This is a genomic window from Arthrobacter sp. 9MFCol3.1, from assembly GCF_000620385.1.
GTDB lineage: Bacteria > Actinomycetota > Actinomycetes > Actinomycetales > Micrococcaceae > Arthrobacter.
In genome coordinates this window covers 20,162-35,347 of sequence record NZ_JIBJ01000019.1, presented here as the reverse complement: position 1 = coordinate 35,347, position 15,186 = coordinate 20,162, and the positions used below count along the sequence as shown (strand labels likewise).

Annotated in this window: 10 protein-coding genes; 9 read left to right on the top strand and 1 reads right to left on the bottom strand. The window is 67.5% G+C overall.

What is annotated here, in order from left to right; genetic code table 11:
* Positions 1 to 38: 38 nt before the first annotated feature.
* Positions 39 to 1,184, bottom strand: coding sequence for a sunset domain-containing protein (locus C560_RS0115880; protein WP_026538935.1), 1,146 nt, complete (start codon positions 1,182 to 1,184; stop codon positions 39 to 41).
* A 185-nt stretch (positions 1,185 to 1,369) separates the two neighbouring features.
* Here C560_RS0115880 and C560_RS0115875 point away from each other — a divergent pair, with 185 nt between their 5' ends.
* The 9 genes from C560_RS0115875 (at position 1,370) to metG (ending at position 15,183) form a co-directional block, all read left to right on the top strand.
* Positions 1,370 to 2,308, top strand: coding sequence for a LysR family transcriptional regulator (locus C560_RS0115875; protein ID WP_018773534.1), 939 nt, complete (start codon positions 1,370 to 1,372; stop codon positions 2,306 to 2,308).
* A gap of 129 nt (positions 2,309 to 2,437) precedes the next feature.
* On the top strand, positions 2,438 to 4,159 hold the full coding sequence (gene ilvD / locus C560_RS0115870) for a dihydroxy-acid dehydratase (RefSeq protein WP_026538934.1): 1,722 nt from the start codon (positions 2,438 to 2,440) through the stop codon (positions 4,157 to 4,159).
* Between the two features lie 441 nt (positions 4,160 to 4,600).
* Positions 4,601 to 6,499, top strand: coding sequence for an acetolactate synthase large subunit (locus C560_RS0115865; protein ID WP_018773532.1), 1,899 nt, complete (start codon positions 4,601 to 4,603; stop codon positions 6,497 to 6,499).
* 2 nt (positions 6,500 to 6,501) lie between these two features.
* Entirely contained in the window at positions 6,502 to 7,014 is a 513-nt protein-coding gene (ilvN, locus tag C560_RS0115860) for an acetolactate synthase small subunit (protein WP_018773531.1), read from the top strand.
* A 95-nt stretch (positions 7,015 to 7,109) separates the two neighbouring features.
* Positions 7,110 to 8,135: a ketol-acid reductoisomerase gene (ilvC, locus tag C560_RS0115855; protein WP_026538933.1), complete on the top strand. Its 1,026-nt coding sequence runs from the start codon at positions 7,110 to 7,112 to the stop codon at positions 8,133 to 8,135.
* A gap of 127 nt (positions 8,136 to 8,262) precedes the next feature.
* Positions 8,263 to 9,858, top strand: a complete 1,596-nt coding sequence (serA, locus tag C560_RS0115850) for a phosphoglycerate dehydrogenase (RefSeq protein WP_026538932.1) — start codon at positions 8,263 to 8,265, stop codon at positions 9,856 to 9,858.
* A 205-nt stretch (positions 9,859 to 10,063) separates the two neighbouring features.
* Positions 10,064 to 12,850 carry an ABC transporter permease gene (locus C560_RS0115845; protein WP_026538931.1) on the top strand — a complete coding sequence of 929 codons (2,787 nt, stop codon included), beginning with the start codon at positions 10,064 to 10,066 and terminating at the stop codon, positions 12,848 to 12,850.
* Positions 12,847 to 13,614 (top strand): ABC transporter ATP-binding protein, encoded by a 768-nt coding sequence (locus C560_RS0115840; RefSeq protein WP_018773527.1) that lies wholly within the window; start codon positions 12,847 to 12,849, stop codon positions 13,612 to 13,614. Before C560_RS0115845 ends, C560_RS0115840 begins: the two co-directional genes overlap by 4 nt.
* 9 nt (positions 13,615 to 13,623) lie before the next feature.
* A complete protein-coding gene (metG, locus tag C560_RS0115835; RefSeq protein WP_026538930.1) occupies positions 13,624 to 15,183 on the top strand; it encodes a methionine--tRNA ligase in 1,560 nt (519 codons plus the stop codon).
* Positions 15,184 to 15,186 lie beyond the last annotated feature (3 nt).

Below are 15,186 nucleotides of genomic sequence, written 5' to 3'. Positions count from 1 at the left end.
GCGATGGGAAGGCGTGGGCCGGCGGCCCGGGCCGCCGGCTACTGCCGTGTCCGGCGCGGCGGCCGAAACCCGGCCGCTTCGGCGTGGGCCGGGGAGGCAAACCACACCTCAGCCCGGGTTTCTTCGTACGCCGGGCTGGTCTCGTCGTGGTAGATCATCGACGAGGCATTGCCCTTGACGGTGAAACCCGCCGGGCCTCTTCCGTCCGCCGCCGGAGCCGCTGACCCCTCCCCGTAGGGCTGCTCAGTGGCCAAATGGCCGGTGGGCTCGGCCGTTTGGCTGGCGGAGGCCCCGGCCGCCGCTGGCGAGGCTGCCGCCTGCGTCGTTTCCGGCTCAGCGAGATCCGCGGGCATCGCTGAGCCGGTGCCCGTGGCGGGGACGGGGCCGGCGCCAGTGCTGGTTGTAGTGGCAGTGCCGGCAACTGAGTCCTCGTCGTCGACCGGTTCCGCGGCTGCCGATTCCGCCCCGGGCAGAGTCGGCGCGTGGGGCTCAGTGTATTCGGGGTGGTGGACGGGCAGGTCCGCCGCGCCAGTCTCCGCAGCCGCGCCAAGCTCGGCGGCCGTCACAGCGTGCGCACCGCGGGCCGGCTCGACGTGGGCTCCGGCGGTGTGCGTCTCCGCCGGCGGGGCGGTCTCGGACCACTGGGTCTCCCACTCGGCATTGCCCGTTGCGCCCGCTGCCTCTGGGGCCGCCTTGGCGCCCGGCTCGACTGTCGGGGCCGCGGGGGCCGCGGCGGGCGCGGCGGCCGCGGCGGGTTCGGCCGCTTCGGGGGCAGCCGTGGCCTCCCGGGCAGGTGCGTCCGGCTCAGGCGCAGACGCCGCATCGGGCGCGGCCATCGCGGCGGCACCGGCGGCCGCCGTCGGACCCGCGGCCCCGGCCGCTGCCGGGCCTGCCATCGCTGCCGTGCCCGCCGCCGCCGTCGGACTGGCCGCCGAACCACTCGGCGCCGTCGAACTCGCCGCCGAACTCGCCGCCGACTCGCTGGCCGCCGCAGCATCTGGCAGCGCCGTCGAACCGGCAGGGGTGTCAGAAGAAATGCCGGCAGAAGTGCCGGAAGAGGTGCTGGTGCTGGTGCCTGCGGCGGATGAGGAATCTGCGCCCGGGCGGCTCTTGTTCCGGTTCAGCAGCCGCCACACCACAGCGACCACCACGATGATGACGACGAGCCAGACGATCCAGTCCATAGCAGAGCCTTTCAGTCCGTATTCAGCCCATGAGACATGGTTGCCGATGCTTGACGTTACGTCCGGGCAAAGCCGGCTGTCCACCCTCCCGGCGGCCAAATGCCGGGCATTCCTGGAGCGGATCTCCGGCCTGGTGTGCAGCCCCGAACCGGAATCAAACCCGGCCCGGCGTGTAGCCTCGCCTCATGGATTTCAAGCGACTGCAGATTCTGCGCGAACTCGCCGGCCGCGGGACCGTAGGCGCCACGGCCGAGGCCATGAAGGTCACGCCATCGGCAGTGTCGCAGCAGCTGAAAACCCTGCAGGAGGAACTGGGCGTCGTCCTGGTGGAGAAGTCCGGCAGGGGGGTGCGCCTTACCGAGGCTGGACTGGCCATGGCCGGCGCCGCCGCCGACGTCTCGACGGCCATGGCGCGGGCGGAAGCAACCATCGACACGTACCGGCGCGGCTGGCAGACGCGGGTGCTGGCAGCCTTCTTTCCCAGCGCTGCGGAGATGTTCCTGCCGGGCATGCTTCACCGGGTCAAGGCCGTCGAGGGGCTTCGGTTCGAGGCGCACTTCGAGGACCCGGGCGTTGCCGGGTTCGCCGGGCTGACCGCGGACTACGACATCGTCCTGGCGCACAGCGTCGACGGTCCGGAAGTCTTCGGCGGCCAGGGCCTGACGGTGGTGCCGCTGCTGGACGAACCCCTGGATGTGGCTTTGCCGGCCGGGCACGCTTTGGCCGGCAAAGCCACACTGTGCGCCGAGGACGTCGTCGGCTTTCCGTGGATGGGAGTCCCCGAGGGCTTTCCCTTCGACACCGTGCTCCGCCAGATCGAGGTCCGGGCCGACGCGCAGGCCGTCCGGGCCCAGCAGTTCCCGGATCTGCGGGTCCTGGAGGCCCTGGTCAGCGCCGGGCATGGGCTGAGCCTGCTGCCGCGGTACACGGCGGTCAGCAACCAGGGCCGGGGGTTTGTCCTGCGCCCGCTCGAGGGCGTGAAGGCCAGTCGGAGCATCGTGGCGCTGGCCCGTCCGGACGTCGCGGCCCGGACCACCATCCAGCAGGTCCTGGCGATGCTCAAGGCCGAAGCCCAGGGTGTCGCCGAAGCCCCGGAACTGCGTGACGCGGCTCACCGGGCCTAAGGCAAACCACGCCCCGGTGTCATGATGTGAGACGAGAGTCCACTATTTGATCGACATATTCCCGGTTTTCCGCTTAACGCTCCGTTCTTGGGTCGTTGGCGCCTGTGGCCGAGCCCTAGACTTTGAGCCATGAGTCAGGACACCCAAACAGCAGCAGACACCAAGCCGGACATCAAGCCCCGCAGCCGGGTCGTTACCGATGGAATCCACGCCGCCCCCGCGCGCGGCATGTTCCGGGCGGTCGGCATGGGCGACGACGACTTCGCCAAGCCGCAGATCGGCGTGGCGAGCTCGTGGAACGAGATCACCCCCTGCAACCTTTCGTTGAACCGGCTCGCCCAGGGCGCCAAGGAAGGCGTCCACGCCGGCGGCGGGTTCCCCATGCAGTTCGGCACCATCTCCGTCTCGGACGGCATTTCCATGGGCCACGAGGGCATGCACTTCTCCCTGGTGTCCCGTGAAGTCATCGCCGACTCCGTCGAGACGGTCATGCAGGCCGAGCGGATCGACGGCTCCGTGCTCCTGGCCGGTTGCGACAAGTCGCTGCCCGGCATGCTGATGGCCGCGGCCCGCCTGGACCTGGCCGCCGTGTTCCTCTACGCCGGCTCCATCATGCCCGGCTGGGTCAAGCTCGAGGACGGCTCCGAAAAGGAAGTCACCCTCATCGACGCGTTTGAGGCCGTCGGTGCGTGCGCCGCCGGCAAGATGAGCCGCGAGGACCTGGACCGCATCGAAAAGGCAATCTGCCCGGGCGAGGGCGCCTGCGGCGGCATGTACACCGCCAACACCATGGCCTGCATCGGCGAGGCTTTGGGCATGTCCCTGCCCGGCTCCGCCGCACCGCCCTCCGCGGACCGCCGCCGCGACGCCTTTGCGCACAAGTCCGGCGAAGCCGTGGTCAACCTGCTGCGCCTGGGCATCACCGCGCGCGACATCATGACGCGCAAGGCGTTCGAGAACGCGATCGCCGTCACCATGGCCTTCGGCGGTTCCACCAACGCCGTACTGCACCTGCTCGCGATCGCCCGCGAGGCCGAAGTGGAGCTGACGCTGGAAGACTTCAACCGGATCGGCGACAAGATCCCGCACCTGGGCGACCTCAAGCCGTTCGGCCGCTACGTCATGACCGACGTCGACAAGATCGGCGGCGTGCCGGTCATCATGAAGGCACTGCTCGACGCCGGCCTGCTGCACGGTGACTGCCTCACCGTCACCGGCAAGACCGTGGCCGAGAACCTCGCCGCGATCAACCCGCCGGACCTGGACGGCAAGATCCTGCGCGCACTGGACAACCCGATCCACAAGACCGGCGGCATCACCATCCTGCACGGTTCGATGGCCCCGGAAGGCGCCGTCGTCAAGAGCGCCGGCTTCGACGCCGACGTCTTCGAGGGCACGGCCCGCGTGTTCGAACGCGAACAGGGCGCGCTCGATGCCCTGGATAAGGGTGAGATCCACAAGGGCGACGTCGTCGTGATCCGCTACGAAGGCCCTAAGGGCGGCCCCGGCATGCGCGAGATGCTCGCCATCACCGGCGCCATCAAGGGCGCGGGCCTGGGCAAGGACGTCCTGCTGCTGACCGACGGACGGTTCTCCGGCGGAACCACCGGCCTGTGCATCGGCCACGTTGCGCCGGAAGCCGTCGACGGCGGTCCCATCGCGTTCGTCAAGGACGGTGACCGGATCCGCGTGGACATCGCGGCCCGCACCTTCGACCTCCTGGTCGACGGCGCCGAGCTCGAGGCCCGCAAGGTCGGCTGGGAGCCGCTCCCGGCCAAGTTCACGAAGGGTGTGCTCGCCAAGTACGCCAAGCTCGTCCACAGCGCCTCCACGGGCGCGTACTGCGGGTGATTCCTACCCTGGGGTTGCGGCGCGAGCGCCGCAACCCCAGGGCCCTCGAAATCCCCCTTATTAAGCCCTGCCGCCGATGGCTGCGGGCTCACCAAGGGACGACGAGGGTCCCAACCAGTGGACACCGTTGTCCAAATAGTGAGACGCGGGCCGGGCTCGTTGACACCCGTCTCACTCAGAGGGAAAACTGAACGCATGATCGAGATCGTTACAGCCGGAGTCACCGCAGTTGAGTGCCCTGCAGTCGAGGGCACTGCGGGTGTTTCCGTCGTACTTACCAAGCGCGTGGCTCATTAGCCTTCACTGGTAACGAACCGTCACGCGCAACCCCTCGAAGAGCCCGCCGGCTGAGGGGTTTTTTTATTTCCCGCACCACCAGCCGCACCACCAGAACAACCCAGTAGTTCCACGATCACCGAAGATCCACAAAGGAAGAGTCCGATGAGCAAAGGATCGCCGATCAGCCCCTCGCTGATGGCCACCAAGTCCGCTGGAGCCCACAAGGCTCCGGAACGCGTCGAACGTCCGGCTGATGCCGGCGTCGACTCTGCTGCCGTCTCTCCTGTCCTCGGACCGAACAACGTCGTACCCCCGACGGTCATGACCGGTTCGCAAGCAATTGTCCGCTCGCTCGAAGAACTCGGCGTCCAGGACATTTTCGGTTTGCCCGGTGGCGCGATCCTGCCCACCTACGACCCCTTGATGGCCTCCAAAATGAACCACGTTCTGGTCCGTCACGAACAGGGAGCCGGCCACGCCGCGCAAGGCTACGCCATGGTTACCGGACGGGTTGGCGTCTGCATCGCCACCTCGGGCCCGGGTGCCACCAACCTCGTTACCGCCATCATGGATGCCCACATGGACTCCGTGCCGATAGTGGCCATTACCGGCCAGGTCTCCAGCGGGGTGATCGGCACCGACGCCTTCCAGGAAGCGGACATCGTCGGGATCACCATGCCGATCACGAAGCACTCCTTCCTGGTCACGGACCCCAACGACATCCCGCACGTGATGGCCGAGGCGTTCCACCTGGCGTCCACCGGACGCCCGGGCCCGGTCCTCGTGGACGTAGCCAAGGACGCCCAGCAGGGCCAGATGACGTTCTCCTGGCCGCCCAAGATCGATCTCCCGGGATACCGCCCGGTGGTGCGCGGCCACAGCAAGCAGGTCCGCGAGGCCGCGCGGCTCATTTCCGCTGCCAGCAAGCCCGTGCTCTACGTCGGCGGCGGAGTGGTCAAGGCCCACGCCTCGGCCGAGCTGCGCGAACTGGCCGAGCTGACCGGCGCCCCCGTGGTCACCACCCTGATGGCCCGGGGCGTGTTCCCGGACTCGCACCCGCAGCACGTGGGCATGCCGGGCATGCATGGCACGGTTTCCGCCGTGACGGCCCTGCAGCAGTCGGACCTGCTGATCACCCTGGGCGCCCGGTTCGATGACCGCGTCACCGGCATCCTGAAGTCCTTTGCCCCGAACGCCAAGGTCATCCACGCCGACATCGATCCGGCGGAAATCTCCAAGAACCGCACGGCCGACGTCCCGATCGTCGGCTCGGTCAAGGAGATCATCCCGGAACTGACCGAGGCCCTGCGCACGCAGTTCGAAGCCTTCGGCACGCCGGACCTGACCGCCTGGTGGGCCTTCCTTAACAACCTCAAGGAAACCTACCCGCTCGGCTGGACCGAACCCGAGGACGGCCTCAGCGCCCCGCAGCGCGTGATCGAACGCATCGGCGCCCTGACCGGACCCGAAGGCGTGTATGTCGCCGGCGTCGGACAGCACCAGATGTGGGCGTCGCAGTTCATCAAGTACGAACGCCCGCATGCCTGGCTCAACTCCGGCGGCGCCGGCACCATGGGCTACGCCGTGCCGGCGGCCATGGGCGCCAAAGTGGGCGAACCGGACCGCGTTGTCTGGGCGATCGACGGCGACGGCTGCTTCCAGATGACCAACCAGGAACTCGCCACCTGCGCGATCAACAAGATCCCCATCAAGGTCGCCATCATCAACAACTCCTCCCTGGGCATGGTCCGGCAGTGGCAGACCCTCTTCTACGAGGGCCGCTACTCCAACACCGACCTCAACACCGGACACGACACGGTCCGCATCCCGGACTTCGTCAAGCTGGCGGACGCCTACGGCTGCGCTGCCTTCCGGTGCGAACGCGACGAGGACATCGACGCCACCATCCAGAAGGCACTGGAGATCAATGACCGCCCGGTGGTCATCGACTTCGTCGTGAGCCCCAACTCGATGGTGTGGCCGATGGTCCCCGCGGGGGTCAGCAACGACCAGATCCAGGTTGCCCGCAACATGACCCCGGAATGGGAAGAGGAGGACTGAACATGACCCGCCACACATTGTCCGTTCTGGTCGAAGACAAGCCCGGTGTGCTGACCCGCGTCGCCAGCCTCTTCGCCCGCCGGGCCTTCAATATCAATTCCCTGGCCGTCGGCCCCACCGAGGTCCCGGGCATGTCCCGGATGACCGTAGTGGTCGACGCCGATGGCGAGCTGATCGAACAGGTCACGAAACAGCTGAACAAGCTGGTCAACGTGATCAAGATCGTCGAGCTCACCTCCGAATCTTCCGTACAGCGTGACCACATCCTGGTCAAGGTACGTGCGGATGCCGCAACACGCCTGCAGGTCACCCAGGCTGCAGACCTGTTCCGCGCTTCAGTGGTCGACGTCTCCACAGAGTCGGTGGTCATTGAGGCAACGGGCCACCCCGAGAAGCTCACGGCACTCTTGTCAGTGCTTGAGCCATTCGGCATCCGCGAAATCGTGCAGTCCGGCACCTTGGCCGTTGGGCGGGGATCCCGCTCCATGAGTGACAGGGCACTCCGCAGCGCGTAAGACCGCGTAAAAAACCGCGCAGGCGGAGCCGCCCCGTTGTACCGCAGCACCACAGACAATATCTACGAAGAATCCACTCAAAAGGAGACACCCCAGTGACTGAAATGTTTTACGACGACGACGCCGACCTGTCGATCATCCAGGGCCGCACCGTCGCCGTCATCGGTTACGGCTCCCAGGGCCACGCCCACGCCCTCAGCCTGCGCGATTCCGGCGTTGACGTCCGCGTCGGCCTGAAGGAAGGCTCGAAGTCCCGCGCCAAGGCCGAGGCCGAGGGCCTGCGGGTCCTGAACGTTGCCGACGCCGTCGCCGAGGCCGACCTCATCATGGTCCTGACCCCGGACCAGGTGCAGCGCCACGTTTACGCCGAGGACATCGCCCCCAACCTGCAGCCGGGCGACGCCCTGTTCTTCGGCCACGGCTTCAACATCCGCTACGGCTACATCCAGCCGCCGGCCGACGTCGACGTCGCCCTCGTCGCCCCCAAGGGCCCGGGCCACATCGTGCGCCGCGAGTTTGAAGCCGGCCGCGGCGTGCCGGACCTGATCGCCGTCGAGCAGAACCCGTCGGGCAAGGCCAAGGAACTGGCCCTGTCCTACGCCAAGGCGATCGGCGGCACCCGTGCGGGCGTCATCGAGACCACCTTCACCGAAGAGACCGAAACCGACCTCTTCGGCGAGCAGGCTGTCCTTTGCGGCGGCGCCTCGCAGCTGATCCAGTACGGCTTCGAGACCCTCACCGAGGCCGGCTACAAGCCCGAGGTCGCCTACTTCGAGGTACTGCACGAGCTCAAGCTGATCGTCGACCTCATGGTCGAGGGCGGCATCGCCAAGCAGCGCTGGAGCGTCTCGGACACCGCGGAATACGGCGACTACGTCTCCGGCCCCCGCGTCATCACCCCGCAGGTGAAGGAAAACATGAAGGCTGTCCTCGCGGACATCCAGGACGGCACCTTCGCCAAGCGCTTCATCGACGACCAGGACGCCGGCGCACCGGAGTTCAAGGCGCTGCGCAAGAAGGGTGAGGACCACCCGATCGAGGCCACCGGCCGCGAACTGCGCAAGCTGTTCTCCTGGATCAAGAACGAAGACGACTACACCGAAGGCTCAGTGGCCCGCTAGGCACTGCCCGGCAGGGGAGCCGGACACCACATCATGGGGTCCGGCTTCCCTGCTGTCCAGCACCACCCGCATCACCCGATTCACCAAAATCCCCACCAGATACACAAGAGAGCTAAAGAGGTCACCGGTGACAAGCACCAAACCTGTCGTACTCCTCGCTGAGGAACTTTCGCCCGCCACAGTCGAGGCCCTCGGCCCGGACTTTGAAATCCGCCAGACTGACGGCTCCGACCGTTCCCAGCTGCTCTCCGCGATCGCCGACGTCGACGCGATCCTGGTCCGCTCCGCCACCCAGCTGGACGCGGAGGCCATCGCCGCCGCCAAGAACCTCAAGGTCATCGCCCGCGCCGGCGTCGGCCTGGACAACGTGGACATCAAGGCGGCCACCCAGGCCGGCGTCATGGTGGTCAACGCGCCGACCTCCAACATCGTCTCCGCCGCCGAACTGACCGTCGGGCACATCCTGAGCCTCGCCCGCCACATCCCGCAGGCCAGCTCCGCCCTCAAAGACGGGGAGTGGAAGCGCTCCAAGTACACCGGCATCGAGCTCTTCGAGAAGAAGATCGGCATTATCGGCCTGGGCCGGATCGGCGCCCTGGTCGCGGCCCGCCTGAAGGGCTTCGACACCAAGATCCTCGCGTACGACCCCTACATCACCTCCGCCCGGGCCGCCCAGCTCGGCGTGCAGCTGGTGACGCTCGACGAGCTCCTGGCACAGTCGGACTTCATCACCATCCACATGCCCAAGACCCCGGAAACCGTCGGCATGCTCGGCGCCGAGGCCTTCAAGAAGATGAAGAGCACGGCGTACGTCGTCAACGTCGCCCGCGGCGGCCTGGTGGACGAGGAAGCCCTCTACACCGCGCTGCAGGCCGGTGACATCGCCGGCGCCGGCGTCGACGTCTTCTCCAAGGAACCCAGCACCGACCTGCCGTTCTTCAAACTCGACAACGTGGTGGTGACCCCGCACCTGGGCGCCTCCACCGACGAGGCCCAGGAAAAGGCCGGCGTATCCGTCGCCAAGTCTGTCCGCCTGGCCCTGGCCGGCGAACTGGTCCCCGACGCCGTCAACGTCGCCGGCGGCGTCATCGCCCCGGACGTCCGCCCCGGCATCCCGCTGATGGAAAAGCTGGGCCGCATCTTCACCGCGCTGACCCATGACTCCCTCACCCAGTTCGACGTCGAGGTGGCCGGCGAGATCTCCTCGCTCGATGTCAAGGTCCTGGAACTCGCGGCGCTCAAGGGCATCTTCGCCGACGTCGTGACCGAGCAGGTCTCCTACGTCAACGCCCCCGTCATCGCCGAGCAGCGCGGCATCAACGTCCGGCTCATCACGACCCCGGACACCGAGTCGTACCGCAACGTCCTGACCCTGCGCGGCGCCCTCAGCGACGGCAGCCAGATCTCCGTCGCGGGAACCCTGACGGGCCCGAAGCAGATCCAGAAACTGGTCGGCGTCAACGGCTACGAGGTGGAAATCCCGATCAGCGAACACCTCGTGGTGGTGGCCTATACGGACCGCCCCGGCGTGATCGGCACGATCGGGCACATCCTGGGCATGAACAACATCAACATCGCCGGCATGCAGGTGGCACGCCAGGCAGAGGGCGGCCAGGTGCTGGCCCTGCTGACCATCGACAGTTCCGTTCCCCAGCAGGTCCTTGACGCGATCAAGGCCGGGATCGGCGCTGACATGGTCCGCGAGGTTGACCTCGAGGACTAAAGTCCTCCCCGCAGGGCCCCGGCGGCGGCATGACCGCCGCCGGCGGCCACAAGCGGCCGGCCGGTCTGCGTACAATGGCTAGGACCGAATTTCAGGTCTTGGCCGGCAGACCGGCCTTTACTTTTGCACGCCCGGCACGGGACGCCTTCAATTCCTCAGGAAATGAACTGCGGCGTGCGCACGCAATCCAGCTTTCAGGAGCCCAATGAACGCCGTCCAGAGGTTCATCAGAAGCAGAGTGCTTTTGCTGACCGCGTCCATTTTGATCGTGGCCATGTGCCTGTCCGTGCTCGTCCAGGGTCAGTCCCAGGCGGCGCTGAGCAGGACCGTGGACCAAAACTCCCGGGGGCTCTATGACGTCCTGGTGCAGGCCAAGGCGAAGGATGACGGCGGCCTGATGCAGCCGGACATCGCCACCGGCCAGGGCGGCATCAGCTTCGAGCAGCTGGAGTCGATCCGCAAGCTCTCCGGCACCTCGGTGGCCGCCCCCATCAGCCTGGTCTCGCGCGTGACGCAGAACCTGGAGTCGCCGCGGCTGGACGCCACCGACTACCTGGGCTTCAACGCGGGCCTCGCAGGCACCTCCGGCGACCCGACCGCCACGGACCCGAGCAAATGGCCGGCCGCGGAATCAGTGCTGAGCGACACGCCGAAGAAGTACCGCCTCACGGCCAGCGCCGTCAGCTCCGACGGCCAAGCGGACCAGACCCTGTTCAAAACCACGGCCGAGGGCTCCCTCGGCAAGGCGAAGCTGGTCGAGGAACAGGTGGAGGGCGGCAAGAACGTCCGCATCCAGGGCCCGGACGGCGAGACCGGCATCAAGTTCCCCACCCCGGCCGGCGGCTCCGAGCACAACCTCTTCAACCTCTCCGTTTCCCTGCCCATGGCTCCGCAGGTGACCGAGTCCGTGGTCGCCGTCGACCCCGTCTCCGAACGCGCGCTGCTCGGCACGGCCGGTGACTTCCTGTCCCCGCTGGAGAAGGCCCCGCCCGCGGACGCCCGCAACGCCGGCGCGATCGGCCGGCACTTCGAGAGCCTCTTCACCAACGGCATCAGCATGGACGAACTCAAGGAAGGCCCGGACTTCCTCGGCGTCAAGCTCAAGTACTGGGCACCGCTGATGACCCAATACCAGCAGGCCAAGCGCGACGGCCAGCTCACCGACGATTCGCAGGCCATCCCGCTGATCGTGCGCTCGGGCACCGCCCTGGACCTGAAATACTCGGTCAAAATCGAGGAAATCGACGACTCCGGCAACGTCACCAAGGACGTCGGCACCGTGACCCGCTCGCTGGACAAGGACTACCTGCCGTTCGTCTCCAAGTCCCCGTTCGCCCTCGCCTGGCCCGGATCCAAGGACCTCTCCCAGCTCATGGGCGACACCGGATCCTTCAGCCAGGGCCTCTACAACCCGGCCACCTGGACCACCAACTTTGCCGCCGCCCCGACGTACAAGGACGGCGAAGCCGCCGCCAACGGCGCCGTGGACAAGAGCGCCACGCCCGGTGACTGGGTCACCGTGAACCGGCTGCCGGACAAGGCCGCCAACGGCGAAGCCGTCGACCAGACCCAGCGCGAGCCGGTAGACGAGCGCTCCTACCGCCAGAACCTGGAAACCGGCAAGAAGCTGGCCACGCCGCTGGCCATGGTTTACGGCACCTTCGACGCCGCGAACGTCAAGGAAGCTGCCGGCGACGTCAACCGGCTGCCCCTGGGCGGCTACGACCCCGCGCCGTTCACCCTGACCAAGGACGCGTCCGGCAAGGACGTCAACACCGAACTCAAGCCTTCGCTGAGCGCCACGGGCCTGGTCAGCCAGTCCGCCGGAGCCATCACCGACTACTACGGCCTCGCGGCCGCCCGCGGTTACGATACGAACGCCAACGTGATCGACGCCGTCCGGGTCCGCGCCAAGGTCCCCGGCAGCTGGAAGCAGGCGCAGCCGGAGGTGGAGAAGCTCGCCAACGAGATCCGCGACATGGGCCTGCAGGCCACCGTGGTGGCCGGTTCGGCCCGCGAAGACGCCAGCATCGCCGTTCCCGGCTACTCCAAGGACGACGCCGGCAAGGAATCGCCGCTGGGCACCGTGCAGCAGTCGTGGGTCCGCCAGGACGCCGCCGACGCCGTGTCCGGCTCCCTGACCGCCACGAACCTGACCCTGCTGTTCCTGACCCTCTGCGGCGCCGCCCTCCTGACCGGCGCCTCCACCGTCAGCTACATCCGTAAACGGCGCAGCGAGGCCGGAACCCTCCGCGCCATGGGCTGGACCCAGCGCAAGATCCGTTCCTGGGTGCTGGCCGAATTCGGCGTCGGCGCCGCGCTGCTGGCTGTCGCCGGAATCGTCCTGAGCCTGATCAGCTGGAGCACCGCCACCGCGGTGGTCTCGGCGTCGGTCCTGGTGCTGTACGCCGGCGCGGCGTTCGTCGCCGCGCAGCAGCTGCGCCACCGCGACGTCGTGGACCAGGAGCCGCAACACGATGAACGGCTCATCGCGGTTGATTCCCCGCTGACCTTCGCGAACCGGCAGCTGAGCACGAACAAGTTCAACACCATCTCGCTGGCCGTTGCCGTCGGTGTCTTCGCCGCGGCCGTCGGCGGACTCGTCGCCCTGCTGATCGACATTCCGCGGGCCGCGGGCGCCAGCGCCCTCAGCGGGCTGGCCGCGGCCAGCATCGCCCTGCCCAGCATCATCCTGGGCGTGTCCGGCGTCGCCGTCGGGCTGCTGCTGACCATGGTCACCGGGCGCTTCGAGCTGCAGGCCAAGCGCCAGTACCTCGGCACGCTGCGGGCCATGGGCTGGAACCCGGACATGCTGGGCCAGGTCCGCTTCTTTGAAAACGCCATGGTGGGAACCGTCGCGCTGCCGCTGGGTGTTGTGGGCGCCCTCGGCATCGGCCTCCTCCTGGCCCCTTATGCCGCGCTGTGGGCCGCAATTGCCGGTCTCGTAGCCGTACTTTGCTGGATTCCGATTGCAACGAAAGTGGTCCAATGACTAACGAGCTGAACCTTGACCGGGAGGCACACGACCGGATGACCGCCAGCACCCGTCGCGGTGCGCACAAGACCCGCGCCAACACGATCGTGAAGGCCACGGACCACGCCACCCCGCTGGAACTGAGCAACATCACCATCCACTACGGCGGCGGCAAGGGCGGTGCCGAGGCCGTCAACGTCGTGGACGACTTCAACATGACGCTGCACGCCGGCGAAATGCACTGCGTCGCGGGCCGCTCCGGCTCGGGCAAGACCAGCATCCTGACCGTCGGCGCGGGGCTAACCCTGCCGACGTCGGGCCGGGTGTTCTGGGAAGGCGACTCGCTTGAGACCATGGGCGACGACGAGATCGCCGACCGCCGCCGGGCCCTGATCGGCTACGTTGACCAGGGCGGTGCCCTGATCGACGGGATGAGCGCGCTCGAGAACGTCCTGCTGCCGGCCGTGCCGGACGGTGAGGTCGAGAAGCGGCGCGACATGGCCAAGGACCTCCTGGACCTCGTGGGCCTGGGCCGGCGCATGCGCCACCGCCCCGCGCAGCTTTCCGGCGGTGAACGCCAGCGCGTCGCGATCGCCCGGGCGCTCATCCTCGGCACCCGCGTCCTGGTGGTCGACGAGCCCACGGCCAGCCTGGACCGCGCCGCGGCCAACCGCATCATCAGCATCCTCAAGGACACCACCTCGGACGGCATCGCCGTGCTGGTGGCTTCACATGACCACGAACTGGTCCGCCAGAGCGATACCCTCACAGAACTGATCTAGATTTAGACCGTGACTTCAACTGACAAGACCCCGTTCTACATCACCACGGCCATCACGTACCCCAACGGGGTACCGCACATCGGCCATGCGTACGAGTACATCGCCACCGATGCGATGGCCCGGTTCAAGCGCCTGGACGGGTACGACGTCTTCTTCCTGACCGGCACTGACGAGCACGGCATGAAGATTGCCCAGACCGCCGAGAAGGAAGGGCTGGCGCCCAAGGAACTGGTGGACCGGAACGCCGAGATCTACAAGGCAGCGCACGCGGCCCTGGGGGTCTCGTACGACCGCTTCATCCGCACCACGGACGCCGACCACTACGCGGCGTCGCAGGCCATCTGGAAGAAGATGGAAGCCAACGGGGACATCTACCTGTCCAAGTACGAAGGCTGGTACTCGGTCCGCGACGAGGCGTTCTATGTTGAGGACGAGACCGTGGTCAAGGACGACGGGATCCGCTACTCGCGCGAATCCGACACCGAGGTCACCTGGACGGCCGAGGAGAGCTACTTCTTCCGGCTCTCCGCCTATCAGGACAAGCTGCTGGCGCTCTACGAGGCCCACCCCGAATTCGGTGCCCCGCAGTCCCGCTTCAACGAGGTCATCAGCTTCGTCCGGCGCGGGCTGGAGGACCTGTCCATCAGCCGCACCACGTTCGACTGGGGCGTTCCCGTCCCCGGCAACGACAAACACGTCATGTACGTGTGGGTCGACGCGCTGACCAACTACCTCACCGGAGTCGGCTACCCGGACGTCGACTCGGACTCCTTCAAGAAGTTCTGGCCGGCCGACGTCCACGTGATCGGCAAGGACATCTCCCGCTTCCACGCCATCTACTGGCCGGCGTTCCTCATGAGCGCCGGACTGGAGCTGCCGAAGCGGATCATGATCCACGGCTTCCTGCAGAACAACGGCGTCAAGATGTCCAAGTCGCTGGGCAACGTGGTGGCCCCCGCGGACTTCGTGGCCCAGTACGGCCTGGACCAGGTGCGCTACTTCTTCCTGCGCGAGGTCCCGTTCGGCGCGGACGGCAACTACAACCACGAGGCAATCGTGGGCCGGATGAACTCCGACCTCGCCAACAACTTCGGCAACCTGGCCCAGCGGTCGCTGTCCATGGTGGCCAAGAACTGTGAGGGCCGCGTGCCCGCGCCCGGCGCATTTTCCGCCGAGGACACCGTGATTCTGGCCCAGGCCAACGGACTGCTGGCCGCAGCCCGGGCGGCGTTTGAGAAGCAGGAGTTCAGCCGCGCGCTGGAGGCCATCTGGGCTGTCCTGGGCGACACCAACGCCTACTTCGCCGAGCAGGCCCCGTGGGTGCTGCGCAAGACCGACGTCGAACGCATGAACACGGTGCTCTACGTGACGCTCGAGGTGCTCCGGATCGTCGCGATCCTGGCCCAGCCGGTCATGCCGGTGGGGACGGCGGCGATCCTGCACACGCTCGGCCAGCCCGAAGGCGGGGCGCGCCAGTTCTCGGCCCTTGGCACGCCGATCGCCGCCGGCACGGAACTGCCCGCCCCGGCCCCGGTGTTCCCGAAGTACGAGGAACCCGCCGAGGCCTGAGCA